24 protein-coding genes and 1 tRNA gene are annotated in these 25,775 nt (G+C 67.2%); 12 read left to right on the forward strand and 13 right to left on the reverse strand.

The window, feature by feature from the left end; all coding sequences use genetic code 11:
• Positions 1-21 precede the first annotated feature (21 nt).
• Both ACRDTL_RS21625 and ACRDTL_RS21630 read right to left on the reverse strand, forming a co-directional pair.
• The gene (locus tag ACRDTL_RS21625; RefSeq protein WP_431508742.1) at positions 22-645 is read right to left on the reverse strand and encodes an MBL fold metallo-hydrolase; all 624 of its coding nucleotides are present in this window, start codon (positions 643-645) and stop codon (positions 22-24) included.
• Positions 642-1,727: an S-(hydroxymethyl)mycothiol dehydrogenase gene (locus ACRDTL_RS21630; RefSeq protein ID WP_431508743.1), complete on the reverse strand. Its 1,086-nt coding sequence runs from the start codon at positions 1,725-1,727 to the stop codon at positions 642-644. Before ACRDTL_RS21630 ends, ACRDTL_RS21625 begins: the two co-directional genes overlap by 4 nt.
• 105 nt (positions 1,728-1,832) lie before the next feature.
• Between ACRDTL_RS21630 and ACRDTL_RS21635 the strand changes: the two genes are divergently transcribed.
• Positions 1,833-2,657: a serine hydrolase domain-containing protein gene (locus ACRDTL_RS21635; RefSeq protein ID WP_431508744.1), complete on the forward strand. Its 825-nt coding sequence runs from the start codon at positions 1,833-1,835 to the stop codon at positions 2,655-2,657.
• 124 nt (positions 2,658-2,781) lie between these two features.
• On the forward strand, positions 2,782-3,294 hold the full coding sequence (locus ACRDTL_RS21640; RefSeq protein WP_431508745.1) for a DUF3145 domain-containing protein: 513 nt from the start codon (positions 2,782-2,784) through the stop codon (positions 3,292-3,294).
• Here the strand turns inward: ACRDTL_RS21640 and ACRDTL_RS21645 are convergent.
• Both ACRDTL_RS21645 and ACRDTL_RS21650 read right to left on the reverse strand, forming a co-directional pair.
• The gene (locus tag ACRDTL_RS21645) at positions 3,291-4,205 is read right to left on the reverse strand and encodes a diacylglycerol kinase (RefSeq protein WP_431508746.1); all 915 of its coding nucleotides are present in this window, start codon (positions 4,203-4,205) and stop codon (positions 3,291-3,293) included. The two genes, ACRDTL_RS21640 and ACRDTL_RS21645, sit on opposite strands and share 4 nt — an antisense overlap.
• Complete coding sequence (locus ACRDTL_RS21650; RefSeq protein ID WP_431508773.1) at positions 4,205-5,785, reverse strand: FAD-binding oxidoreductase; 1,581 nt, start codon at positions 5,783-5,785, stop codon at positions 4,205-4,207. Before ACRDTL_RS21650 ends, ACRDTL_RS21645 begins: the two co-directional genes overlap by 1 nt.
• A gap of 41 nt (positions 5,786-5,826) precedes the next feature.
• Between ACRDTL_RS21650 and ACRDTL_RS21655 the strand changes: the two genes are divergently transcribed.
• The 4 genes from ACRDTL_RS21655 to ACRDTL_RS21670 all read left to right on the forward strand — a co-directional run bounded on the left by ACRDTL_RS21655 (position 5,827) and on the right by ACRDTL_RS21670 (position 10,323).
• A complete protein-coding gene (locus ACRDTL_RS21655; RefSeq protein ID WP_431508747.1) occupies positions 5,827-6,390 on the forward strand; it encodes a TetR/AcrR family transcriptional regulator in 564 nt (187 codons plus the stop codon).
• On the forward strand, positions 6,387-7,922 hold the full coding sequence (locus ACRDTL_RS21660) for a glycerol-3-phosphate dehydrogenase/oxidase (protein WP_431508748.1): 1,536 nt from the start codon (positions 6,387-6,389) through the stop codon (positions 7,920-7,922). Before ACRDTL_RS21655 ends, ACRDTL_RS21660 begins: the two co-directional genes overlap by 4 nt.
• Before the next feature lie 44 nt (positions 7,923-7,966).
• Positions 7,967-8,599, forward strand: coding sequence for a TetR/AcrR family transcriptional regulator (locus ACRDTL_RS21665; protein WP_431508749.1), 633 nt, complete (start codon positions 7,967-7,969; stop codon positions 8,597-8,599).
• Between the two features lie 77 nt (positions 8,600-8,676).
• Positions 8,677-10,323 carry an FAD-dependent monooxygenase gene (locus tag ACRDTL_RS21670; protein WP_431508750.1) on the forward strand — a complete coding sequence of 549 codons (1,647 nt, stop codon included), beginning with the start codon at positions 8,677-8,679 and terminating at the stop codon, positions 10,321-10,323.
• Positions 10,324-10,368: 45 nt separating this feature from the next.
• Here the strand turns inward: ACRDTL_RS21670 and ACRDTL_RS21675 are convergent, their stop codons facing one another.
• The 7 genes from ACRDTL_RS21675 to aceE all read right to left on the reverse strand — a co-directional run bounded on the left by ACRDTL_RS21675 (position 10,369) and on the right by aceE (position 20,056).
• Entirely contained in the window at positions 10,369-11,790 is a 1,422-nt protein-coding gene (locus ACRDTL_RS21675) for an acyl-CoA carboxylase subunit beta (protein ID WP_431508751.1), read from the reverse strand.
• Between the two features lie 31 nt (positions 11,791-11,821).
• Positions 11,822-13,084 (reverse strand): 3-oxoacyl-ACP synthase KasB, encoded by a 1,263-nt coding sequence (kasB, locus tag ACRDTL_RS21680; protein ID WP_431508752.1) that lies wholly within the window; start codon positions 13,082-13,084, stop codon positions 11,822-11,824.
• Positions 13,085-13,120: 36 nt separating this feature from the next.
• A complete protein-coding gene (gene kasA, locus ACRDTL_RS21685) occupies positions 13,121-14,371 on the reverse strand; it encodes a 3-oxoacyl-ACP synthase KasA (protein ID WP_431508753.1) in 1,251 nt (416 codons plus the stop codon).
• The gene (acpM, locus tag ACRDTL_RS21690; RefSeq protein WP_431508754.1) at positions 14,368-14,715 is read right to left on the reverse strand and encodes a meromycolate extension acyl carrier protein AcpM; all 348 of its coding nucleotides are present in this window, start codon (positions 14,713-14,715) and stop codon (positions 14,368-14,370) included. Before acpM ends, kasA begins: the two co-directional genes overlap by 4 nt.
• A 106-nt stretch (positions 14,716-14,821) precedes the next feature.
• Positions 14,822-15,730 carry an ACP S-malonyltransferase gene (locus ACRDTL_RS21695; RefSeq protein WP_431508755.1) on the reverse strand — a complete coding sequence of 303 codons (909 nt, stop codon included), beginning with the start codon at positions 15,728-15,730 and terminating at the stop codon, positions 14,822-14,824.
• 129 nt (positions 15,731-15,859) lie between these two features.
• Positions 15,860-17,179, reverse strand: a complete 1,320-nt coding sequence (locus ACRDTL_RS21700) for a PucR family transcriptional regulator (protein WP_431508756.1) — start codon at positions 17,177-17,179, stop codon at positions 15,860-15,862.
• Positions 17,180-17,242: 63 nt separating this feature from the next.
• Entirely contained in the window at positions 17,243-20,056 is a 2,814-nt protein-coding gene (aceE, locus tag ACRDTL_RS21705; protein WP_431508757.1) for a pyruvate dehydrogenase (acetyl-transferring), homodimeric type, read from the reverse strand.
• 171 nt (positions 20,057-20,227) lie between these two features.
• Between aceE and ACRDTL_RS21710 the strand changes: the two genes are divergently transcribed.
• From ACRDTL_RS21710 to ACRDTL_RS21730, 5 genes are all read left to right on the forward strand, one after another.
• Positions 20,228-20,806 (forward strand): hypothetical protein, encoded by a 579-nt coding sequence (locus ACRDTL_RS21710; RefSeq protein ID WP_431508758.1) that lies wholly within the window; start codon positions 20,228-20,230, stop codon positions 20,804-20,806.
• Between the two features lie 98 nt (positions 20,807-20,904).
• The gene (locus ACRDTL_RS21715; RefSeq protein ID WP_431508759.1) at positions 20,905-21,327 is read left to right on the forward strand and encodes a DUF3052 domain-containing protein; all 423 of its coding nucleotides are present in this window, start codon (positions 20,905-20,907) and stop codon (positions 21,325-21,327) included.
• Complete coding sequence (locus ACRDTL_RS21720) at positions 21,327-21,788, forward strand: peroxiredoxin (protein WP_431508760.1); 462 nt, start codon at positions 21,327-21,329, stop codon at positions 21,786-21,788. Before ACRDTL_RS21715 ends, ACRDTL_RS21720 begins: the two co-directional genes overlap by 1 nt.
• A gap of 56 nt (positions 21,789-21,844) precedes the next feature.
• Positions 21,845-21,919, forward strand: a tRNA-Val gene (locus tag ACRDTL_RS21725).
• A gap of 196 nt (positions 21,920-22,115) precedes the next feature.
• Positions 22,116-22,271, forward strand: a complete 156-nt coding sequence (locus ACRDTL_RS21730; RefSeq protein ID WP_431508761.1) for a hypothetical protein — start codon at positions 22,116-22,118, stop codon at positions 22,269-22,271.
• A gap of 26 nt (positions 22,272-22,297) precedes the next feature.
• On the opposite strand, the gene ACRDTL_RS21735 is transcribed toward ACRDTL_RS21730, so the two are convergent.
• Positions 22,298-22,693, reverse strand: a complete 396-nt coding sequence (locus tag ACRDTL_RS21735) for a VOC family protein (RefSeq protein WP_431508762.1) — start codon at positions 22,691-22,693, stop codon at positions 22,298-22,300.
• Between the two features lie 295 nt (positions 22,694-22,988).
• Here ACRDTL_RS21735 and ACRDTL_RS21740 point away from each other — a divergent pair, with 295 nt between their 5' ends.
• Positions 22,989-24,938, forward strand: a complete 1,950-nt coding sequence (locus tag ACRDTL_RS21740; RefSeq protein ID WP_431508763.1) for a SpoIIE family protein phosphatase — start codon at positions 22,989-22,991, stop codon at positions 24,936-24,938.
• A gap of 7 nt (positions 24,939-24,945) precedes the next feature.
• On the opposite strand, the gene ACRDTL_RS21745 is transcribed toward ACRDTL_RS21740, so the two are convergent.
• The gene (locus ACRDTL_RS21745) at positions 24,946-25,761 is read right to left on the reverse strand and encodes an oxygenase MpaB family protein (protein WP_431508764.1); all 816 of its coding nucleotides are present in this window, start codon (positions 25,759-25,761) and stop codon (positions 24,946-24,948) included.
• Between the last annotated feature and the right edge of the window lie 14 nt (positions 25,762-25,775).

Genomic DNA, 25,775 nt, shown 5'->3' on the forward strand with positions numbered 1-25,775 from the left:
CACACTCGCGAAAAGGGTGAGTCAGTGGCCTCTGGCCACCCATTTGTCGTAGTGGACGATCTCGTCGCCGACGGTGGTGGTGTCGCCGTGGCCGGTGTATACGACGGTGTCGCCGGGCAATGGGCCCAACCGATCCTTGATCGACTCCAGGATCGTCGGGAAGTCGGAGAACGAGCGCCCGGTCGCACCCGGCCCGCCCTGGAACAGTGTGTCTCCGCTGAATACCGCACGCAGGTCGGGTGCATACCAGCACACCGAGCCGGGGGAGTGGCCCGGGGTGTGCAGTGCCCGTATCTCGATGCCGGCGACGCGCAGCGTGTCCCCGTCAGACACCGCACGAAAATCCTGGTCCGGGTGGGTCATCCGCCACAACACATCATCGGCGGGGTGGAGCAGCACCGGCGCGTCGAGCGCCTTGCCCAATGCGGGAGCCACCGTCACATGATCGTTGTGGCCGTGTGTGCAGACCACGGCGGCCACGTTGCGCCCGCCGACGGCCGCCACGATCGGCGCCGCGGTGTGGGCGGCATCGAACACCACCACGTCGGAATCGTCGCCGACGATCCAGATGTTGTTGTCGACTTCCCAACTGCCGCCGTCGAGTTCGAAGACACCGTGGGTGACTACGCGGTCGATGGCGTTCACAGGATCACTACCGAGCGCAGCACCTTGCCGGAATGCATCTTGTGAAAGGCCTCTTCGACGTCACCGAGGGCGATGCGTTCGGAGACGAACTTCTCCAGCGGTAACCGGCCCTGCAGATACAGGTCGATCAGGGTGGGAAAGTCGCGTTCGGGCAGGCAGTCGCCGTACCACGACGACTTCAACGCGCCACCGTGCGAGAAGAAGTCCAGCAACGGCATGTCGATGCGCATCTCCGGTGTCGGAACCCCCACCAGCACAACGGTTCCCCCGAGATCGCGGGCATAGAAAGCCTGCTCCCAGGTTTCCGGTCGCCCAACCGCGTCGATCACCACGTTGGCGCCGAACCCGTCGGTGAGGTCCTGGATGGTCTTGACGACGTCGAGTTCGCGCGCGTTGACGGTGTGGGTGGCGCCGACGCCGCGGGCCCAGTCCAGTTTGGTGTTGTCGTTGTCGACGGCGATGATCCGCCGAGCGCCGACCAGCGCCGCCCCGGCGATCGCGGCGTCGCCCACACCGCCACAGCCGATCACCGCGACGGTGTCGTCGCGGGTGATGGCGCCGGTGTTGATCGCCGCGCCCAGCCCGGCCATCACGCCGCAGCCCAGCAGACCGGCCACCGCCGGGTCGGCCGCCGGATCGACCAAGGTGGCTTGGCCTTGGTGTACCAGGGTTTTGTCGGCGAACGCCCCGATGCCCAGCGCCGCAGTCAGTTCGGTGCCGTCGACAAGCGTCATCTTCTGGTCGGCGTTGAACGTGTCGAAACACAGGTGCGGTCTGCCGCGTTTGCAGGCGCGGCACTGCCCGCACACCGCGCGCCAGTTGAGAATCACGAAGTCGCCCGGTTGCACGGCGGTCACGCCCGGGCCGACGGATTCGACGGTGCCGGCGGCCTCGTGGCCGAGCAGGAACGGGTACTCGTCGTTGATGCCACCCTCGCGGTAGGTCAGATCTGTGTGGCACACCCCACACGCGGTCACATCGACGACCACCTCGCCGGGGCCGGGATCGGGGATGACGATGTCCACCAACTCGACTGGCTCGCCCTTCTTGCGTGAAATCACACCGCGCACTGTCTGAGTCATGGAGTCCAACCTAAGCGGTGATCGCAAGCGCGGCGAAGCCGGGCGCAGCGGGTCGCCGCCAACCTAACGCGGGGGGAACAGCCGCGATCGATAGGCTCGGCCGCGATGTCTGCACTCGACGCACTCGACGACTGGCCGGTATCCAACGCTGTCGCCGCGGTCGTCGGGCCGTCGGGCGTTCTGGCCGGCCACGGCGACAGCTCCCGGGAATTCCCGCTGGCGTCGGTGACCAAGCTGGTGGTGGCGCGGGCCGTGCAGATCGCGATCGAGGAGGGGGTCGTCGACCTCGACACCGCCGCCGGCCCGCCGGGGTCGACCGTCCGCCATCTGCTGGCGCATGCTTCCGGGCTCGCCATGCACTCCGGCCAGACGCTCGCTGCGCCCGGGACCCGGCGGGTGTATTCCAACTACGGGTTCGCCGTGCTGGCCGAAACGGTGCAGCAGGCGTCGGGCATCGAGTTCGGCCAGTACCTCACCGAAGCGGTGTTCGAGCCGCTGGCAATGGCCGCGACCCGCCTGGACGGGGGCGCCCCCGCTGCCGGCTTCGGCGCGACGTCGACGGCCGCGGACCTGGCCGCGTTCGCCGTCGACCTGCTGCGCCCGGCGACGGTGTCGGCGCCGATGCACGTCGAGGCGATCGCGGTGCAGTTCCCCGGCCTGGACGGGGTGCTGCCCGGATATGGCGTACAGCGGCCCAACGACTGGGGCCTGGGATTCGAGATCAAGGATGCCAAGTCACCGCACTGGACCGGGGCGACAAACTCGCCGCGGACCTACGGTCATTTCGGCCAATCGGGCACGTTCATCTGGGCAGATCCCGCGGTCGAGTTGGCCCTGGTCGTCCTCACCGACCGCGATTTCGGGGACTGGGCGAGGCCGGTGTGGCCGGCGATTTCCGACACCGTGATTGCCGAATATCGCGCGGACTAGCGCAACAGGGGTCTCACGAGGCACAATAGACACGCAAGACACTAGAACATCAGGAGCATCCTGCTCAAAACGGGTTCACCAGGCCGTTGGGGAAGACGTCCTCGTGGAGCCGAAGGAGCAGCAGATGCGTGCGTCGAACCAGTTCGCCGACGTGACGACCGGTGTGGTGTACATCCACGCCTCGCCCGCCGCGGTGTGCCCGCATGTCGAGTGGGCGCTGACCTCGACTTTGGAAGCCGAGGCGAATCTCAGGTGGACCCCACAGCCGGCAATGCCCGGGCAATTGCGCGCGCTGACCAACTGGGTCGGCCCGGTCGGCACCGGGGCGCGACTGGCCAACGCGCTGCGCTCCTGGTCGGTGCTGCGGTTCGAGGTCACCGAGGATCCCAGCCCGGGGGTGGACGGACAGCGGTTCAGTCACACCCCGCAACTGGGACTGTGGAGCGGGGCCATCAGCGCCAACGGCGACATCATGGTCGGGGAGATGCGGCTGCGGGCGATGATGGCGTCCGGCGCCGAGGCGCTGGCCGCCGAACTGGACTCGGCACTGGGCACCGCGTGGGACGAGGCGCTCGAGGCGTATCGCGACGGCGGCGATGCCGCAGAGGTTTCCTGGCTCAGCCGGGGAGTGGGTTAGGTTCCGCCCCGGGGCCGCAGGATCTGCAGCGCGCCGGGGACCACCGAGATCTCGGCCGGCAACGGGCAGGTGTAGTCGCCGTCGGCGTAAACGTTGATCCCCGGCGAGTCGACCTCGACCGACGTCGCACGAGCAGTGGTCACGTCGTCGAGATCGATATGGGTGCCGTTGTACACGGTCGGGAACAACCGGATCAGGCGCATCCGTGACGCCGAATGCACCATCGTGACGTCGAGCCGGCCGTCGGCGTGATCGGCGTTGGGGCAGATCAGCATTCCGCCGCCATAGCTGCGAGTGTTGCCGAAGGCGGCAAGGGTGAGGTCGGTGACGATCTCGTCGCGGCCGTCGAGCGTAAGCCGGAACGGCAGCAGCCGCAACTGCGAGAGCTCGGCCAGCATCGCCAGGTTGTAGCGCATCCGGCCACGGGGCCAACGCATCCGATTGGCTCTGTCGGTCACCAGCGAATCGAATCCCGCGGCCGCGACGGTGCCGAACCACTTGGTGACACCCGCGTGGTCACGAATCCGGCCCAGGTCAACGGTTTCGGTCCAGCCGTCGGCGATGACGTCTGCGGCGGCGGCGGGATCTCTGGTCGGGATCCGGTATTCCCGGGCGTGATCGTTGCCGGTGCCCGCCGGAATGATGCCCAGCGGAATGTCGGTGCCGGCCAGGGCTTGTAACGCATCGGCGATCACCCCGTCCCCGCCGGCGACCACCAGTGCGTCGGTCCCGCGGTCCAGCGCAGCGCCGGTCAGGCGACGCGCGTGCTGCGCGTCGGTGCCGACGATTTCGACGACGTCGATGCCGCGCTGCTGCAGCCGGGCGGCCGCCCTTTCCGCGGCGTGCGGTGCGTTACCGTGCCCCGACGCCGGGTTGGTGAGCATCGTCACCCGCCCGATCTCGCGTGTCATCACGGAATCAGCTTGCCGGGGTTGAGGATTCCGGCGGGATCCAGTGTCGACTTGACCGCCTGCAACAGCCGCACACCCAACTCGCCAACTTCGTCGCGCATCCACGGCCGGTGATCGGCGCCGACCGCGTGGTGGTGGGTGATCGTCGCACCGGCGGCCATGATCGCCTCCGACGCCGTTGCCTTGGCAGCCCGCCATTGCTCGATTGGATTACCCCGTTGTCCGGCAACGACGGTGAAGTATAGCGAGGCACCGGTGGCGTACACATGCGAAATGTGGCACAGCACCAGCGCCTGCGTGCCCGATTCGGCCAGCGCGCCGGTCAGCGCGTCGGTGATGGCGACCTTCACCGTCGGGATGTTCGACCAGCTGGTTGCGGTCTCCAGGGTCTCGCACAGCGCGCCCGCGGCCAGCAGTGAGTCGCGCAGGTACGGGGCGCCGAACCGGCCGCGTTCCCATGCCTGCGCCGGGGCTGCCCCCAGCGACGTGCCGCCGTGGGCTTCCAAGACCGCGTGAGTTTCGGCGTGTCGACTCTCGGCATGCGCTGACGTGCCCTCGAACACGGTGATTGCCAAGCAGCCGCCGGTGATCTGGGTATCACCGATGGCCTCGGTGGTGGCGAGATTGACCCCGGTCTCGGCTTCGTCGGAAAGCCGGATCACGGTCGGGCCGGCGCCGGTTTGGGCGACCGCGCGCAGAGCGGCCGTGCCGGTGACGAAGTCCGGGAACGACCACGCCTCGTAGCGGGTGGCTTCCGGCGCCCGATGGACCCGCAACCGCACCCGGGTGATGACGCCGAACACGCCCTCCGACCCGATCAGCAGCTGGCGCAGATCCGGGCCGGCCGCCGACGCCGGTGCCCGGCCCAGATCCAGCACACCCGCGGGGGTGATCGCGCGCAATGCGCAGATCATGTCGTCGAACCGCCCGTAGCCGGCCGAGTCCTGGCCCGACGAGCGGGTGGCGGCGAAGCCGCCGAGGCTGGCGAACTCGAAGCTTTGCGGGAAATGCCCGAGCGAGAAGCCGTGTTCAGCGAGCAACCGCTCGGCCCGGGGGCCGGTGACGCCGGCGCCGAACTCCGCCTCGCCAGACACCTCGTCGAGGGAGAGCAGTTGGTCGAAGCGCCGCAGATCCAGCGACACCACGGCGCCGAATGTGCCGCGGATCGGGTCGAGTCCACCGACCACGCTGGTGCCGCCGCCGAACGGGACGACGGCGATGCCGTGCTGCGAGCAGTACCGCAGAATCGCCGCGACGTCGTCGTCGGACCCGGGCAGCAGCACGGCGTCGGGTGCATCTTGCACACCGGAACCCTTGCGGCGCAACAGATCCAGCGTTGATTTGCCGCCGGTGTGCAACAGCAGGTTGCGGTCGTCGACGCGACAGTAGTCGGCGCCGACGATGGCGGCCAGCGCGTCGCGGTCGGTCTCGGTGAGTGTCGACGGGCGCAGCCGCACCCGGTCGGCTTCGAGGTTGGCGGTCCCGGCGTCTGTTACGCCCAGAGCCTGCTCGAGGAGCGACCGGATTCCCGCGGAGAGCGTTTTGGCCTCGGCGGCATCCCCCCAGGCATTCCACTTCATCGGCGGGAGCAACTCGTCAGACATGCGTTACAGTATTACATATGTTGTCAATCAGTAACGTTTCGGTGGCCGACCGGATACTGGCCGCCGCCGCCAGCTGCGTGGTCGATTTCGGGGCGGAGCGGGTGACACTCGCCGAGATCGCCCGACGGGCGGGGGTGAGCCGCCCGACCGTCTACCGCCGCTGGCCAGACACCCGGTCGGTGCTGGCGGCCCTGCTGACCGACCACATCACCGCCACGCTGCGCGAGGTGCCGCTGCACGGGCAGGGCCGGGTGGCGCTGGTGGACCGGATCGTCGCGGTGGCCGAACGCCTGCGTGGCGACGATCTGGTCATGGCGGTATTGCGGTCCGAACTGGCCATGGTTTACATCACCGAACGCCTCGGCACCAGCCAGCAGATGCTGATCGACGCGCTCGCCGAGAACCTGCGCGCGGCGCAGCGCGATGGCCGTGTGCGCCCCGGCAACCCGCACCGGCTCGCCGCGATGGTGTTGCTGATCACCCAATCGACGATCCAGTCCGGCAAGATTGTCCGGCCGATCCTGGACGGCGACGCGCTGGCCGCCGAACTTCGCTACTCGCTGAACGGATACCTGTCATGACGTCGACGGCACTCACCGCGGCGCGCCGCAGCGCAGACCTCGAGGCGTTGGCCGACGGCACGCCACTGGATGTCGTCGTGATCGGCGGCGGCATCACCGGCACCGGCATCGCGCTCGACGCCGCCTCCCGCGGCCTGCGGGTGGCGTTGGTGGAAAAGCACGACCTCGCGTTCGGCACCAGCCGGTGGAGTTCGAAGCTCGTGCACGGCGGTCTGCGGTACCTGGCCACCGGGAATGTGGGCATCGCGCGGCGCAGTGCCATCGAACGCGGAATCCTGATGACCCGCAACGCTCCTCACCTGGTTCGCGCGATGCCGCAGCTGGTCCCGCTGCTGCCGTCGATGGGCCGCACCGCGCGTGCGTTGGTGCGCACCGGTTTTCTCGCCGGCGATGTGCTGCGCAAACTGGCGGGTACGCCGGCGTCGGTGCTACCCCGCTCGCAGCGCATCCCGGCGGACCGCGTCGTCGACATGGTGCCCGCCGTGCGGCGTGGCGGCCTGGGCGGTGGCCTGCTTGCCTACGACGGTCAACTGATCGACGACGCTCGGCTGGTTACCGCGGTCGCGCGCACCGCAGCGCAGCACGGTGCGCGAATCCTGACCTACGTCGCCGCATCCGAAGCCACCGGCACCTCGGTGCGGCTGACCGACCAGCGCGACGGCGAATCGTTCGAGGTGTCCGCCCGCGCCGTCATCAACGCGACCGGGGTGTGGGCCGGCGACCTCGATCCGTCGCTGCGGCTGCGGCCCAGCCGTGGGACGCACCTGGTCTTCGACGCAGGAGTTTTCGGGAATCCGACCGCGGCGCTGACGATTCCGATACCCGGAGAGCTCAACCGATTCATCTTCGCCATGCCCGAACAGCTGGGGCGGGTGTACCTCGGGTTGACCGACGAAGAAGCACCGGGGCAGATTCCCGATGTGCCGCAACCGACCCCGGCCGAAACGGCGTTTCTGCTGGACACCGTCAACACCGCATTGGACACCACGCTGGATGCCGGCGATGTCCTGGGCGCCTACGCCGGCCTGCGGCCGTTGATTGACGCCGGCGCGGGCCGGACCGCCGACGTCTCGCGCGAGCATGCCGTCGTCGAGTCGGCGTCCGGGGTCATCAGCGTGATCGGCGGCAAGCTCACCGAATACCGGCACATGGCCCAAGACGTGCTCGATCGCAGCATGGCCTTGCGGGGCTTGACCGCCGGCAACTGCCGGACCCGCAATCTGTCACTGGTCGGCGCGCCCGCCAACCCCGGGTCAGCCATTCCGCCGATGGCCGGGCTGCCGGAGTCGCTGGTGGCGCGCTACGGAGCCGAAGCGGCCAACGTCATTGCCGCCGCCACCTGCGAGCGGCCCGCCGAGCCGGTCGCCGAGGGCATCGACGTGGTCCGTGCCGAGTTCGAATACGCAATCACCCACGAGGGTGCGCTGTACATCGACGACATCCTCGATCGTCGGACCCGCATAGGTCTGGTATCCACCGATCGCGAGCGAGTGGCCGATGTGGCCGAGGAATTCGTGGCCGGGGCGGGCTGAAGCTACGATGGAGCGGAACTGACCCGTATCGGCTAGGACGAACCATGAAACACGAGAGCCGCCAGGCGGCGCGCGCACCGCGCCCGGCCCGAAGCCGGGGACGTCTCGATCGCTCCCTGGACGCAGCCATCCTCGACGCCACGCTGGCGGGTGTGGCCGAACTGGGTTATGACCGGTTGAGCATGGACGACATCGCGTCCCGTGCCGGCGTCGGTAAGGCCGCGATATATCGTCGCTGGCCATCGAAGGCGGTGGTGGTGGCCGATGCGATCGCGCACTGGAGACGACGGCTGGGACCCATCGAACCGCCCAACACCGGCAGCCTTCGCGAGGACATAGAGGCACTGATCGCAGCGGTACCCGATTTCGATGACGCTGATACCAGCACTATTCAGGTGGTTGTCGGGGTGGCGACGGCGGCGATGCACAATCCCGTCCTGGCAGCTGCCGTGGATGACCTGGTGCTATCCACTCCGCGGCATGCGGTCAGGGCGATGCTGGACCGCGCGGTGGATCGCGGGGAAATCCCGGCCGGCCGCGATATGAGTCTGATCCCCGACGTGGCCCTGGGCCTCAACGTGCTGCGGGTGATGACCAGACGGCCGATCGACCGGGTCTATGTCCGCCGCGTATTCGAAGACGTGATCTTGCCGCTTGCCGGCGCACCGGCGCCGTAGCAGTTGCGCGTTCCACCGGGTCGTGCCACCCTGACTTTAACGGAACTATCTAGTTCCGTATGTGAAGGGAGGCAGCGATGAACGCCAGTCGCGTCCCCGTGCTCATCGTCGGCGCAGGCGCGGCCGGGCTGACCACCTCGGCCCTGCTCGCCAAGCATGGTGTCCGGTCCTTGCTGGTCGAAAAGCGCCGCGAGGTCTTCATCTACCCGAAAGCCCGCAACCTGAGCTTCCGCAGCCTGGAAATCCTGCGCGGGCTGGGTCTCGCCGACGAGGTCCACGCGATCGCCGAAGGTGTTTCGGGCATGCTCACCAAGCCGACGTTGAACAGCACCGAAGAAAGCCAGGCCTTCGACGTCGACGCGATCTTCTCGCCCTTCGACGGGCTGAGCCCCGAGCCTTCCGGGCAGTACTGTCCGCAGAGCGCATTCGAGCCGATGCTGCTCACCTACATCCGTCGGTACGGCGGCCAGGCGCGCTATGGGACCGAGTTGTGCTCGTTTGACCAGGACGACACGGGTGTCACAGCCCTAGTGCGCGAACGGGATTCGGGAGCGTCGGAAACAATGCGCGCCGACTATCTCGTCGCCGCCGACGGCGTGCACAGCCCGGTCCGTGACGCGCTTGAGGTGACCACGTCGGGTTACGGCGCACTGCCGATCTACGTCGTCTTCATCTACTTCCGGGGACCTTGGCGGAAATTCGTCCCACAGCTCGGCGACGGCGCCGCCGTGCAAGTCAAGAATGACGAGGTGGACGGCATCTTCCTGCCGGTGCGCGATGACTTCGGCATGTTCGCCACCACCTACTTTCCCGGCAGCGGTGAGACTGCCGATCAGTTCACCCCGCAGCGGTGTCGTGAGCTGATCCTGAAAGCTGTCGGCGAGCGGATCGACGTGGAAGTCGTCGATGTCGCGCCGTGGCAGCCCTACGAGCGGGTGGCCGACCAATTCCAAAGCGGCCGAACGTTTCTTGTCGGCGACTCGGCTCATGCCATGCCTCCATTCAAGGCGGGGGGAGCCAACTGCGCGATCCAGAGCGCGCACAACCTCGCCTGGAAGCTGGGGGCGGTCCTGAACGGCATGGCCGATCCCTCGTTACTGGACACCTATCACGCCGAGCGGCACCCGGTCGGGCGTTTTGCTGCTCGCCAATCGCTTACCGGGCCGTCGCTGCACTTACTGCGGCTGGACGACGACCGGCCGCAGTTGCCGCCGGACGAGGAGGCGCCGATGTGCGCCCTCCTGGTCGGGTACCAGTACCGCTCAGCGGCGGTCGTGACCGAGGGCCCCGCACCAGCGGATCCCGACACCGTGCAGCTGGTGGAGGAATTGCGCGGGCAACGCGGTACCCGCGTCCCACACGTCTGGGTCGTCGACGGCCGGAAGCGCGTCTCGACCCTCGACCTGCTCGGTCCCGGATTCACACTGCTCACGGGAGACGACGGCGCCGCATGGTCCGACGCCGCAGCCTCCGCGTCGAAGGCCATCGGCGTACCAATCAGCGTGCAGCGCATCGGAACTGCGGCCGACGTCGACGGCGCATGGGCCGGCGTCACCGACCTATCGCCCGACGCGGCGTTGCTGGTGCGTCCCGACGACTTCGTCGCCTGGCGCGCGGATACTCTTCCGCAATCACCGGAAAACCAGCTGGGCACGGTGCTGTCTCAGATCCTCGGCGGCGACGGCAATTCTTTGTGGCGCGAGCGTGCGCAAACCCGGGTTTGAACTCGGCGGCCGGGGACACGCACGCTCGCGGGAAGGAAGGAGCCCTTATAACGGGATGTTCTTGTGCCGGCCGCGGCGGACTGGCCCCTCGGCCAGCGCCTGGGTGAGCTTGCTGCGGGTATGCGCCGGGTCGATCTTCTCGTCGACCACACCGATGTCGATCGCACTGTCCACACCGCCGGCGAGCCGCTCGTGCTCCTCGGCCAGCTCGTCGTGCAGCGCCTCGCGCTCGTGGTCGGGCGCCGCGGCCAGCTTCTTCTTGTGCAGGATGCCCACCGCGGCCTTGGCACCCATCACCGCGACCTCGGCGTCCGGCCAGGCGAATACCTTGGTGGCATTCAACGAACGCGAGTTCATCGCGATGTAGGCGCCGCCGTAGATCTTCCGGGTGATCAGCGTGACCCGCGGAACGGTGGCCTCGCCGAACGCGTGCAGCAGCTTGGCGCCGCGGCGCACCACGCCGCCCCACTCCTGGTCGACGCCCGGCAGGTAGCCGGGCACGTCGACGATCACGACCAGCGGGATACCGAACGCGTCGCACAGCCGCACGAAACGTGCTGCCTTCTCGGCGCTCTCGGAGTTCAGGCAGCCGCCCAGCCGCAACGGGTTGTTGGCCAGCACCCCGACGGTGCGGCCCGACAATCGGCCCAGCCCGACCACCATCGACGGTGCCCACTTGGCCTGGAACTCCTCGAACGGCTCGTCGTCGTCGAGCAGCGCAGTAACGATCGGGTGTACATCGTAGGCGCGCCGTGGCGAATCGGGCAGCAGCGCGTGCAGGTCGGTGTCATGGGCCTCGGCCTTGCCGCGGTCGAAATGGCCCTGCTGGCAGAATAATCCGACCAACCGGCGGCCGCGCTCGTAAGCGTCGAGCTCGTCCTCAGCGACGATGTGGCACACCCCGGACTTCTTGTGATGGGTGTCCGGGCCGCCGAGGGCGGCCATGTCGACGTCCTCGCCGGTGACGCTGCGCACCACGTCCGGACCGGTGACGAACACCCGGCTGTCCGGCGCCATCACGACGACGTCGGTCAATGCCGGCCCGTAGGCGGCGCCGCCGGCCGCGAAGCCGACCACCACCGAGATCTGCGGGACGTAGCCGGAAGCCCGAATCATCGCCTCGAACACCAGGCCTACCGCGTGCAGCGCTCGCACACCCTCGGCCAACCGCGCGCCGCCGGAGTGCCAGATGCCCACGATCGGGCTCTGCTCCTCGATGGCGGTGTCGTAGGCGTTGACGATGTGGGTGCAGCCCTCGATGCCCATGGCACCGCCCATCACCGTGCCGTCGGTGCAGAACGCGATGGTACGCAAACCGTTGACGGTGCCCGCGGCGGCCAGCACCCCGGAGCGATCGCGTTCGTGCAACAGCTCGACGCTGTCGTCGTCGAAGAATGTGGTCAGCCGCAGCAGTGGATCTCGCGGATCGAGCGACTCGCCAACCGCCTCCGGCGCCATGGTCGTCATCGCAGGTCTCCTCCTCAATGGGTGCTCGGTATCAGTACCGGCCGAATGTCAGGGCTACGTTGTGCCCGCCGAATCCGAACGAGTTGTTGATCGCATACTGGTAGTTGCCGGGCCGCGGCTCGCCGGCCACCACGTCCAGATCGATCTCCGGGTCGAGATTGACCAGGTTCAACGTCGGCGGGACGATCTGGTCGCGCAGCGCCAGCACGGTCAGAATCGATTCCACCGCGCCGACCGCGCCGACCGAATGGCCGAGTGCGGACTTGGGCGCGTACACCGCCGGCTTGTGGCTGCCCAGGGCGTTGTTGATGGCCTTGCCCTCGGCGAGGTCGCCGACCGAGGTTCCGGTGGCGTGGGCGTTGACGTGGTCGATGTCACCGGGCGTGAGGCCCGCGAGCTGGATCGACCGCGTCATCGCGTAGCCGGCGCGTTCGCCGTTGGGATCCGGTGCCACGATGTGGAAACCGTCGGAGGTAATGCTGGCACCCATCAGCTGAGCCAGGATGTTGGCGCCGCGGGCTTTCGCGTGCTCCTCGGTCTCGATGACCATCAGCGCTCCGGCTTCACCAAATACGAAGCCGTCGCGGTCTTTGTCGAACGGGCGGCAGGCGCCGGCCGGGTCATCGTTGTTGGTCGACAACACGATTCGCATCTGGGCGAACCCCGCGATCGGTACCGCCTCGATCCTGGTCTCGACGCCACCGCAGATCGCCATGTCGGCCTCACCGAGCACGATCTGCTGCCACGCGCGCGCGATGGCCTCGGAGCCGGACGCGCACGCCGATATCGAGGTGAACACCCCGGCCCTGGCGTGCCGGTCCAGCCCGACCGCCGCGGCCGCTGCGTTGGGCATGTACATCTGCACCACCAGCGGGGAGACCGCTTTCATGCCGCGTTCACGCATGCCGTCGTAGGCGAAGATCAGTTCCTCGGCCGGGCCCAGCCCGGTGCCGACGGACACCATCAATCGGTTGGGATCGACCTCGGGTGAGCCGGCGTCGTCCCACACCCGCCGGCTCAGCACTGTGGACATCTTGCCCAGGTAGGACAGCCGGCGCTGCTCGACGCGCGTCAGCTGACTGTCGAACTCCTCGAGCAGATGCCCGCCGATGCGGACCGGCAGGTCGAAATCCTCCACGAACGCATCGTCGAGCTTGCGGATCCCGCTTTGGCTGTCGAGCAGCAACTTCCAGGTTGTCTCGGCGTCGGTTGCAATGGCGGTCGTCATGGCAATGCCCGTGACGACCACGTTGGGGAACCCTTTCCCCGTAGCCAGCGATGGAGATGCTGTCATGGCTCTCGGCCAACGTTCCTTTCCTACTTGTCCGGCTCAGTAACGCCCGAAGGCGAGGGCGACATTGTGCCCGCCGAACCCGAACGAGTTGTTGATCGCATACTTGTAGTCGCCATAGCGGGGCTCGCCGGCGACCACGTCGAGATCGATCTCGGGGTCCGGTGTGTGGTAATTCAGCGTGGGCGGGATGACGCCGTCGCGCAGCGTCAGCACGGTGAGCACCGACTCCAGCGCGCCGACCGCGCCGATGGAGTGGCCCAGCGCCGACTTGGGTGCATAGACCGCGGCGTTCTCGCAGCCGGCAACCCGGATGGCGTTGGCCTCGGCGGTGTCCCCGATCGGGGTGGCCGTGCCGTGGGCGTTGACGTGGTCGATGTCCTTGGCGGACAGGCCCGCCAGCTCCATCGAGCGCATCATCGCCCCCCCGGCGCGGACGCCGTCGGGGGCCGGGGCCACCATGTGGTAAGCGTCGGAGGTGATGCCGGCACCCATGAGCCGGGCCAGCGGTTTGGCGCCGCGGGCCTTGGCGTGGTCCTCGGTCTCGATGACCATCAGCGCGCCGGCCTCTCCGAACACAAAGCCGTCGCGGTCCTTGTCGAAGGGCCGCGACGCGCCTTCCGGGTCGTCGTTGCGGGTCGACATGGCGCGCATCATCGAGAACGCCGCGATGGGCAGCGCCTCGATGTGGCCTTCGACACCGCCGCAGATCGCAAAGTCGGCGTCGCCCATGACGATCTGGCGCCACGCGTGCGCGATGGCCTCCGAACCCGACGAGCAGGCCGACACCGGGGTCATCACCCCGGCGCGGGCGCCGCGCTCCAGACCGACCACTGCGGCAGCGCCGTTGGGCATGATCATCTGCACGGCCAGCGGCGACACCTTGCGGGGGCCGCCCTCGTTCATCAGGTCGTAGCTTTCGACGATCCGCTCGGCGCCGCCCAGACCGGTGCCCACCACGACCGTGAACCGGTCGGGATCGACCTCGGGGCTGCCCGCGGACTCCCAGAGTTGGCCGCTGAGCAGCTTGGCCAGCCGCTGGACATACGACATGCGCCGCAACTCCAGCCGGCCCATGTGGTCATCGATGGATTCCTTGAGGTGTCCACCGATCTTGACGGGCAGGTCCCACTTGGTCACGAACTCGTCTTCGAGGACGCGGATGCCGCTCTCACCGGCCAACAAACCCTTCCACGTGCTCTCGATGTCCGGCGCGATCGACGTCGTCGCCGTGACGGCGGTTACCACAACGCTGGGGTAGCCGCCGTTAGCAGTGGAAGGCTTGGTCACTTGCTATCGGCTTCCATCCTGGCGCGGACGGCCTCGACGGCCTCGGGGTTATCCGCCTGGATCTTGGCGCGGATGGCCTCGGCGGCCTCGGGGTTCTCTTCCTCGAGCTTCTGGATGTAGTCGACGACGTCACCGACGGTACGGAGCCCGGCGAGGTCCTCGTCGGGGATCTTGACGCCATATTTGTCCTCGGTCTGCACCGCGATCTCGACCATCGACAGCGAGTCGATGTCCAGGTCGTCGACGAACGACTTCTCCGGCGTGATCTCGGACGGCTCGATACCGGTGACCTCTTCGATGATCTCGGCGATACCGGCGATGATTTCTTGCTGGCTGACAGGCACGGTGGCTTCCCTTCGTAATGTGTTGTGCTACTTGTGGTTAAACGGGCGATATGCGGTTGTACTGGCGGCAAGACTGGCTTTAAAGCTTGGCTTTGCAGCTTGGGCGTTACAGCTCGGCCAAGCCCTCCAGGTCTGCGGGGGACTTGACGGCGTACGTCGCGACCCCCCGAAGTTCACGTTTGGCGATACCGGCCAAAGTACCCGCGGGCGGGAACTCGACGATCGCCGTGACAGTGTGCTGCCGCAGGGTCGCGGTGCACAAATCCCAGCGCACCGGGCGGGTCAGCTGTGCGACCAGCTTCTCCATCGCGTCGGTTGCCGACGATACCGGCTGCCCGTCGCGGTTGGACAGCAGTGTGGCCGTGGGCTCGGCCGTCGTAGTCGAGGCCGCCGCCGCCGCATAGCGTTCCAGGGCGGAGGCCATGAACTCGGTGTGGAAGGCGCCGGCCACACCCAGCGCGCGCACCCTGGCCTTGGCCGGCGGGTCTTCGGCGAGTTTGTCCAACGCGGTCAGCCGGCCCGCGGCGACGACCTGGCCGGCGGCGTTCCGGTTGGCGGCGACCAGATCGAGTTGCTCGAGCCGGCCCAGCACCTCGGCTTCGTCACCGCCGAGCACCGCGGACATGCCCGTCGGCTCCAGCGCGCACGCCTTGGCCATCTCGGCACCGCGGGTGGCGGCCAGCGTCACGGCGTCATCGGGACAGATCACACCGGCGATCGCGTAGGCCGCGATTTCGCCGACCGAGTGACCGGCCACGATCAACTCGGCTTCCGCCAACACCTCGCGCCGGGTCAGTTCCTGATGGGCGAGCAGCGTGGCCGCGACGACCAGTGGTTGGGTGACCGCGGTATCGGTGATTTCCTCGGCGGTTGCGGTGGTGCCCAGTCGCGCGAGGTCCAGACCACTGGCGGCCGACCAGGACACGAGCTGATCCGCCGCGCCGGGCAGTTCCAGCCACGGCGACAGCATTCCGGGAGTCTGCGATCCCTGTCCGGGGGCAAGTAACGCAATCATGTATTTAAGAGAACACTGTGAAGGCGGTTTTGCGGGGTGTACTAAATTATGAACCTTGTCTTATGTTCTTGTAGAGATCCTACAAAACACCCTTGGATGCGACGTGTTTGATATCGTGCCGCGACTTAATCACTCAGCCCGGTGTCCGGCGGAGGGCTCGACCAGGTCCTTTACCACCGGGCGGGTGACGGGTGTCACAGCGTTGCTCGCGCCGCTGGTGTGCTCTGCCTGGTAGGCAAGGTGGCCGACGGTGGCGGCTACCCGAAGCATGTACGCATCACGCGGCTGGGTTGGATCGCGGCCGGTGAAGTCGAAGACGCGGCGCAGCCGGTAGCGCACGGTGTTTGGATGAACGAACAACTTGCGGGCACAGGCTTCGATCGCGCCGCCGCAGTCCAGGTATGCGTCCAATGTCTCGGTCAGCGTGGGCCCGGCGTCGGCCAGCGGCCGCATCACGTCGGTGTGCAGGGCCGCGATGGCCGATGTATCACCCATCAGTGCGCGTTCCGGCAATAGTTCCCGCGCCAGCACCGGCCGCGGCGCCCCGCTCCAGCCGGCGACCGCGTTCATCCCGGAGATGGCTTCGCTGGCACTGTGGTAGGCCGCGGTCAGCGTAGGTGCGGTCGGGCCGATCACCACCGGGCCGTCGGCGAACGCGTCCAACAGTTCACCGAAGAATTTGTCGGTGGGGGTGAGCTGGCCGGACACGATGGCCACCAGCCAGGTGCCGTGCACGTCGGTCAGCGCCGCGCGGCCGTGCCGGGCGGCGATATCGCGGACGTCCTGGCTGGCAGCTTCACCGGGGACGCTTTCGCGGCCCGGCGCCGGGGTGCCCACCACCACCGTCGCCGGTGCGGTGGTGTCCCAGTTCAGCGCCGCCGCCCGGGATAGCAGCTCAGGACCGGTGTCGCCACGCACCACGGCGTCCACGACGCTGGCCTCCATCCGGCTGTCCCACCGGCCGCGTGACTCGGCGGCGTCGGCATACGCTGAGGCGGCGGTGAACGCCAGATCGCGGCTGTACTTCAAAATGCCCACGGTGAGCGCGGTGACCTGCTCTTCGGAGGGGGCCAACATCGGGACGACTTCCTCGAAGAACTCCATCGTGACCCGCACCATCTCGACCGTGTGGCGCAGCGCGATCCGTCGCGTCAGCTCCTGGGGCACCAGCTCGAACGCCTGCGCGGTGTAGCCGACGTTGCTGCGCGGGTCCTGCATCCACTCGGCAAAGTTCACCACCGCGGCCTGCACCACCAGGGCGACACTGGCGCGCTGGGAGGCCTCCAGGTCGCCGAAGAACGGCAACCGCTCGCCCATCGCCGTGACCGCCTGGGTGGCCAGCCGACCGGAATGATGCTTCAGTCGCCGCAGCAGCGACTCCGGCACGGTGTCCAGCAGCTCGAGCGTCGTGCGCGGCAGCACCGACTGCCCAACTTGCTTGTCGGTCACGTCTAAAAGCTACGCCGATCTCCTGGCAGTTTCCTCCAAACGCACCTGTACGCCGCGTAACGGTTATGCCTCCGGGCCCGGGTCGGAGGTCTGCATCGGGGTGGGCTGCACCTCGGCGATCCGGTATTGACCCGCCGCCGCGACCGGCACCGACGGATCGATTTCGCCGTCGCGCGCCAGTGCTTCCAGCACGGCGACCACCTGGGATTCGGCGTCGGTGTTGAAATAGCGGCGCGCGGCGGGCCGGGTGTCGGAGAAGCCGAACCCATCGGTGCCCAAGGTGACGTAGGTGCCGGGCACCCAGGGCCGGATCTGCTCGGAAACCGCGCGCATCCAGTCCGACACCGCGACGATCGGGCCGGCCTTACCCGGGCGCGCCTCGGATAGGACCCGTGTCACGTAGGGAGTTCCGGCGGGGCGGTCCGGGTGACGCAGCCTCTCCTTGTCGATGGCTATTCCATCGCGGCTCAGCTCGGTCCAACTGGTCACTGACCACACATCGGCCGCGACATCCCACTCGGCCGCCAGCATGTCGGCGGCCTTCAGTGCCGAGGGCATCGCCACCCCGGAGGCCAGGATGTGGGCGGTATTAGTCCGGGGGGCTGCGGCTTTCCGGTAGCGGTAGATGCCGCGCAGCAGGCCGTCCGGGTCGAAGTTCTCCGGTTCCGGGGGCTGCACATACGGCTCGTTGTAGATGGTGAGGTAGAACATCACGTTCTCCGGGTTCTCCCCGAACATGCGAGCCAGCCCGCTTTCCACGATGTAGGCGATCTCATAGGCGAAAGCGGGGTCGTAGGCGACCACCGCGGGGTGGGCGCTGGCCAGCAGCAAGGAGTGGCCGTCGGCGTGTTGCAGCCCCTCGCCGGTCAGTGTGGTGCGCCCCGCCGTGGCCCCGAGCAGGAACCCGCGGGCCATCTGGTCGCCGGCCGCCCACAAACCGTCGCCGGTGCGTTGGAATCCGAACATCGAATAGAAGATGTAGATCGGGATCATCGGCTCGCCGTGCGTCGCGTATGACGTGCCGACGGCGGTGAAGCAGGCGACCGACCCCGCTTCGTTGATGCCTTCGTGCAGCATGTGCCCGTCGGCGCTTTCCTTGTAGGCCAGCATCAGGTCGGCGTCCACCGAGGTGTACAGCTGTCCGTTGCGGTTGTAGATCTTCAGCGACGGGAACCACGAGTCCATCCCGAAGGTGCGCGCCTCGTCGGGAATGATCGGGACTATGCGGGAAGCGATTCCGGTGTTGCCGCCGTCGCGCAGAATTTCCCGGAAGGTGCGCACGGTCGCCATGGTGGTGGCGACCTCTTGGTTTCCCGAGCCGGCCTTCAGCGCCCGGTAGGTGTCGCGACCGGGCAGCGTCAGCGCTTTGGACTTGGTCCGGCGATCCGGTAAGAAGCCGCCCAGGGCGCGACGCCGGTCGAGCATGTAACGGACTTCGGGTGCTTCCGGGCCGGGGTGGTAATAGGGCGGCAGGTAGGGGTTCTCTTCCAGCTGAGCGTCTGAGATCGGGATGCGCTGGGTATCGCGGAACTCCTTAAGGTCTTCCAGGGTAAGCTTTTTCATCTGGTGCGTGGCGTTGCGGCCGGCGAAATGCTTACCCAGCAAGTACCCCTTGATCGTCTTGGCCAGGATCACCGTGGGCTGGCCCTTGTGTTCCATCGCGGCCCGGTAGGCCGCATAGACCTTGCGGTAGTCGTGTCCGCCGCGTTTGAGATTCCAAATGTCTTGGTCTGAAAGGTGTTTCGCTAACTCCTTGGTGCGGGGGTCGCGGCCGAAGAAGTGCTCCCGGATGTAGCCGCCGTCATTGGCCCGATACGTCTGGTAGTCACCGTCGGGCGTGACGTTCATCAGGTTGACCAGGGCGCCGTCGCGGTCGGCCTGCAGCAGGGCGTCCCATTCACGCCCCCAGATCACCTTGATGACGTTCCAGCCCGCTCCCCGGAAGAACGACTCCAGTTCCTGGATGATCTTGCCGTTGCCGCGCACCGGGCCGTCGAGGCGCTGCAGGTTGCAGTTGATCACGAAGGTCAGGTTGTCCAGAGCGTCCAGTGCGCCGATGTGCAGCAGGCCGCGGCTTTCGGGTTCGTCCATTTCGCCGTCGCCCAAAAAACACCACACATGCGCGTCGGAGGTGTCTTTGATGCCCCGGTCGTGCAGGTAGTGGTTGACCCGGGCCTGGTAGATGGCCGCCATCGGACCCAGCCCCATCGACACCGTGGGGAACTCCCAGAAGTCGGGCATCAGCCGCGGGTGCGGGTACGACGGGAGTCCGCCGCCGGGGTGGCTGTGCTCCTGGCGGAAGCCGTCAAGTCGGTCTGCGGACAGTCGTCCTTCCAAGAAGGCGCGCGCGTAGATGCCGGGGGAGGCGTGGCCCTGGATGAAAATATGGTCGCCGCCGCCGGGATGCGACTTGCCGCGGAAGAAGTGGTTGAAGCCGACCTCGTAGAGCGCGGCCGAAGAGGCATACGTCGAAATGTGGCCGCCCACCGAGACCCCCGGGCGCTGCGCGCGATGCACCATGATTGCCGCGTTCCACCGGATCCAAGCCCGGTAGCGGCGCTCGACGTCCTCGTCGCCGGGGAACCACGGCTCCAACTCGGTCGGAATGGTGTTGACGTAGTCGGTCGACGTCAGCGCGGGGATCGACACCCGCTGCTCGCTGGCGCGTTCCAGCAGCCGCAACATCAAATAGCGCGCCCGCGACGGCCCCGACCTCGCCAGCAGATCGTCGAAGGACTCCAGCCATTCCGACGTCTCCTCCGGGTCGATGTCGGGAAGATAGGACGCCACGCCTTCGCGGATCACCCGCACCCGGTCGGGTTCGGTTGCGCTGCTTGAGCTTTTCGCCAGATCGTGGCGCACGAACTCGGTAGTCAACTCACTGCTCCTTGATGGGCGGGTGGCCGACCCCGCCGTCGCCGCTTGTTGTGGTCTCTCTATCGTGCCGCACGCGGTCGCCGCCCGTAGGGCCGGTCGACGACATCGTCGGCCTGCGGCGAACTCGGCGTGTCGGCGGCCTCAGACGGTGAACCGGTAACGTCACGGACTGTGCCGACCGGATGGCGTGCCGTGCTGCGCCAGCGATTGCGGGTGTCCGCGCTGGTGTTCGGCTGCATCGCGGCGGCGTTGATGGCTATCGTCGGGTGCACCACGGTCACCGAGGGCACCTCGACAGTCGACACCGCGATGGCCCAGGCCTACCGGGTATCGGTCTCGGTATCGGTCTCGGCGTCGTCGGTGACATCGAGTATCCGGGAGTCCCAGCGGCAGGAGACACTGACCAAGCGCGCGATACACGATGCGTGCCTGTCGTTCGCCGCCAGCGCCAAGGAAGCGGTTGACAAGCTGAATGCCTATGTCGACACCCTCAATCGCGACGCCAGCACCGCACCCACCGAAGGCCCGGCCAAAGATTCGCTGAATCACAGTGCCGATCTGGTGGCAGGCAGCATCAGCGACGCGCTGTCGTCGCAATTGCGTGAGGCGCTCAACGCGTATGTCGACGCGACCCGCACCCTGGCGAGGACCGTCAGGCCCAGTCCTGCGCCGTCGGTGCTGAACCGCGCGATCGATCAGTTCAACGACACCATGACCAAAGCGAAGCAGTCGTGCCGCGCGTCGCTGTGATCCGGCCACCCGCGGCGGCAATCATGTGAGGTGGACCCGGTTGTGCAACGATAATGCGCATCGCACGGCGCGCTGAGGCTGGAAAAGGAGGTCGCACGGTGGTGGCGGCGGATGACGCCCCGAGCTACGCCCGCAAACTGGGCATTCAGAAAGGCCAAGTTGTCCAGGAGTGGGGCTGGGACGAGGACACCGACGACGACGTCCGCGCCGACGTAGAGGAAGCGTGCGGCGGCGAGTTGCTCGACGAGGACACCGACGAGGTTATCGACGCCGTGCTGTTGTGGTGGCGTGACGGCGATGGCGATTTGGTGGATACGTTGATGGACGCGATCACCGCGCTGGCCGAGGACGGCGTGATTTGGGTGCTGACGCCCAAGACCGGCAGGCCGGGCCACGTGCTGCCGGCCGAGATCGCGGAATCGGCGCCCACCGCCGGCCTGATGCCGACCTCGTCGGTGAGCCTCGGTGATTGGAGCGCCAGCCGGCTGGTGCAGCCGAAGTCGCGGGCGGGGCGGCGTTGATGCTGACCGTCGGTACGATCGCGCCGGACTTCACGCTGCGCGACCAGAACCAGCAGCCGGTGACGCTGCACGACTACCGCACAACCAAAAACGTGCTGCTGGTGTTCTTTCCGCTGGCGTTTACCGGGATCTGTCAGGGCGAACTCGACCAACTGCGGGATCACCTGCCCGACTACGAGAACGACGACAGCGTGGCGCTGGCCATTTCGGTGGGTCCGCCACCCACGCACAAGGTGTGGGCGACCGAAAGCGGGTTTTTGTTCCCGGTGCTGTCCGATTTCTGGCCGCATGGCGCGGTCAGCCAGGCCTACGGCGTGTTCAACGCCGACGCCGGGTTCTCCAATCGCGGCACCTTCGTGATCGACCGGTCCGGAGTCATTCAGTTCGCCGAGATGAAACAGCCCGGCGAAGCTCGCGATCAGCGGCTGTGGACCGATGCCCTGACGGCGCTGATGGTCTGACTTGCGCCGTTGGTGTTTTGGGCGCCGGACGGCCGGGCGGGTAGCGTGCGCGGCACGGGCGCGTAGCTCAGTGGTAGAGCTCTGGTTTTACACACCAGCGGTCGGCGGTTCGATACCGTCCGCGCCCACCAGTGTTGATCGAGGAATCGGCCTGATTCGGCTGGTCAGGCGATGATGGCCAGGCAGAAATGCGGCGAAAGCGCGAGGACTAGACCCACGCCGATCAACCGACTCTGAGCACGCCGAATGTGATCTGCGACGCAAACCGGGATCGATGAGGCTAGGAACACATTTACGGCCGCAGGTAAATTTAGTAATGCTAGATATATGACCTCACAACTGACGCGCGAACACTCGACGACGCGACCGGCAGCTTCCCAGCACCGACAGGCTGAAACCCCCGAGCGCATCTATTTGCAGCCGTGGTTTTGGCTGGCGGTGCTGTGCGTGATCGCCGGGGTGCTGATGGTTGTGTTCAACTAAGAACCCCCGCTGGCGGTGTTGGTCCCTCATCCCGGTGGCGCGAAGAACTCGAGTGCGATGCCATCCGGGTCGCGAAAGCTCAATCCCGAGCCGTAGCGGGCATCGACGATCCCGCCGTGCTGGATGCCGAGCTCGCCCAGACGTGTCATCCACTCCTGCAGCTCGGCACGGTTGGCGCAGCCGAAGCCCACATGGTCAAGGCCGACGCGGAACTCGCTGAATCGTTCGTCGCGAGCCGGGAGCTCATGTTGGTGGATGCCGAACACGGTGCCGCCGTCGAGCATCCACACCAGATGGTGGAACCCTGCGTCGGTATTCTCGTCGAGCACCGGGCCGGCGTCGAACAGTCTGCGGTACCAGGGACCGCTGACGTTGATGTCACGCACCGTGATCGCAACGTGGTTGAGTGCCGGGAAAACCATTGACTTTCCTCTCTTCCTGGACGATCTGCCAACCGTGTCGGGCCCTGAAACGCATGTCCCACAAATACACTCGAACAGGTGCTGCTCGGGCTCCGACGAGTCCAGTCCTATCATCGCCCGAAACTCGGCGCCAAGAACCCCGTGGTCGCGAACAGGGTGCTGACGTGTCGATAGTGCACCCGGATCTGGCACCAACCAGCCGCTATTGATAGCGTCGGCGGTGGCTGTCGGTGGTGGTTGACGAAGACACACAGCCGAGGCCCCGGGGGCGCAGGTCGGTATGAAGGGAGCGCCGATGGCGACCCGGGATTGGGACAAAACGATAGGCAAGGCCGAAGACGTGCGACGCGTCTACGAGAGCGTCCCCGCCTTGCTGGCCGGACTGGCCGGACCTGAGCATCGGTTCATCGCCGTGAACGAGGCGTTTCGCCTCGTGTTTCCCGCCTTCACCACCGTGGGGCCGCCCGTGCGGGAGGTGTTTCCGGAGCTGGAGCGCCAAAAAATCTTCGCGATGTTCGACCAGGTGTATCAAACCGGCGAGCCACAATCCGGGACGGAATGGCGAGTGCACGCCAACTACGATGGTTCCGGGGTCCAGGAGCGGTTCTTCGACTTTGTTGTCTCGCCGCGCCGCGGGGAGGACGGGTCTATCGAGGGTGTGCTGGTGTTCTTCAGCGACGTCACAACTCGGGCGCGGGAGCGGATGGCCGCCGAGGCGCAGGTGCAGGAGCTCTCCGAGCGGTACCGTCATGTCCGCGAGTCGGCAATCGTGATGCAGCAGGCGTTATTGGCGCCCTCCGTCCCGGTCATACCGGGTGTTGACATCGCCGCGGAGTACCTTGTCGCCGCCGCGGACACCGCGGCGGGCGGCGACTGGTTCGACGCGATCGCCGTGGGCGGTGATCACGTGGTGCTCATCATCGGTGATGTCGTCGGCCACGGCGTCCAAGCCGCGGCGGTGATGTCGCAATTGCGAACCGCGTTGCGGATGCAGATCTCGGCGGGGCACACCGTCTCCGGTGCGCTCGAGGCGGTCGACCGCTTCCGGGAGCAGGTGCCCGGGTCGAAGTCGGCCACCGTGTGTGTCGGCTCGCTTGACGTCGCCACCGGTGAATTTCGGTACTGCACCGCCGGGCATCCGCCGCCGTTGGTGGTGAGCGCCGAGGCGAGCCCCCGGTATCTGGAACCGTCGGGCGCCGGGCCGCTGGGAAGCGGCACCGGCTTTCCGGTGCGCACCGAGATGCTCGACATGGGCGAGGCCGTCCTGCTCTACTCCGACGGCCTGATCGAACGCCCGGGCAGGTCCCTGGAGGCAAGCACCGAGGAATTCGCCGAGTTGGCCGCCAGCATCGTCGGCGGCGGTGGCTTTATCATCGATCCCTCGGCGCGGCCCATCGACCGCCTCTGCTCGCAGACCCTGGAACTGCTGTTGCGGCCCACCGGTTACAGCGACGACGTCACACTGCTTGCGGCCCAACGACGGACGCCGACGCCGCCGCTGAACATGACGGTAGACGCGACGATCTACGCCGCAGGTGTGGTTCGTGCCCGGCTTCGCGACTGGCTGTCGGATATCGGCGCCGATTCCGAGGACACCTGCGACGTCCTGCACGCGATCTCTGAGTTCGTCGAGAACGCTGCCCAGCATGGATACGCCACTGACGTTCCCGACGGCATCCTCGTCGAGGCGACACTGGGCGGCGATGGCAATCTGCGGGCTTCCGTGATCGACTACGGCCGATGGAAGGACTACCGCGGCGGCGAGCAGGGCGGCGGGCGCGGACTTGCGATGGCCGAAGGCCTGGTGTCTGAAGCGCATGTCACGCACGGACCCGATGGGACGACCGCCGCAGTTGTGCACCGGCTCTCTCGACCCGCAAAGTTCGTTGCCGACACCCAGGTCAGACCCGCAGCCGACCACCGGGCAGTCGACTACGAATTCGTCGCCGCGGTCGACGACGTCAGCCACATCATTGTTAGAGGCGACGTCGACTCGAACACCGCCAAGATCCTCGAACCCGAGATCGCTGTCGAAAGTCGCGCCGGCACAGCACCTTTGACGATCGACCTGAGTGCGGTCACCCACCTCGGATCGGCGGGTGTCAGCGTCCTGGTCGAAGCACGCGACCGGGCACGTCGGCACGGCAGCGACTATGTGCTGATCGCTCCGCCCGGCACCCCGGCGCACCGCGTGTTGTCGCTCGTCCAGTTGCCGATTGCCGGGGACCTGCTGCCGGAAGGCTAGAGATTAGCTACACGATCCGCCCGCCACGTCGGGCCCGCAAACGCATGTCCCACAAATACGCTCGATAACCGAGGATCCAGGCCTGGTGCGGGATGAGCCGATCGGCCAACCGCAGCGCGGTCAGCAACCGCTCGAACAGGCCCTGCTGGGACTCCGACCAGTCCAGTCCCATCATCGCCCGGAACTCGGGCGCCAAGAACCCTGTCGTCGCGAACAGGTTGAACCGCCCGGCGGTCGCGCGGACCGGCCACGGCAGGAACGCCATCGACGCCACCCCGCGCAGATGCTCACGCACCGGGGGATCGATGTGCAGGTCATCGAGCGAGCGCTTCCAATACTCGTCGAACGCCACCCGGTCCGGCGGCCACATCGCTTCGCGCACCTGCAGCGTGCTGCCCAGCCGCTTGGCGTCGCGGTACACCGCGTCGGCGCTGGCCTCGTCGAGCGCGCCGTGCAAGAACTCGTACTGGTCGACGTAGTAGCGATACAGGCAGGCGGCCACCCAGAGCTGCAGCCGGGGATCGAAGGCGTTGTAGGACACCGGGCTGGACGGCGTCGATCGCACCTGGCGGTGTGCGCCGTCCACTGCGGCCCTCATCAGGTCGCGGTCGGACCGGGTGCCGATCGTCGCGACGGCCAGATAAGTGCCGGTGGTGCGGGCCCGCTTGAACGGATGCTTGTAGACGTTGCCGCTGTCGACCCGGCTCTCCTGCACGCCGTAGCCGACACCGGGCAACGACAGCTGCATGATCACGTTCGCGGCCGGCAACAGCGCTGCGGCGGGATTCAGTAGATCGGCGAGTCGGGTTGCGGGGCGCTTCATGCTGGCCGCTGCTC

Source organism: Mycobacterium sp. (genome assembly GCF_050700595.1).
Lineage (GTDB): Bacteria > Actinomycetota > Actinomycetes > Mycobacteriales > Mycobacteriaceae > Mycobacterium.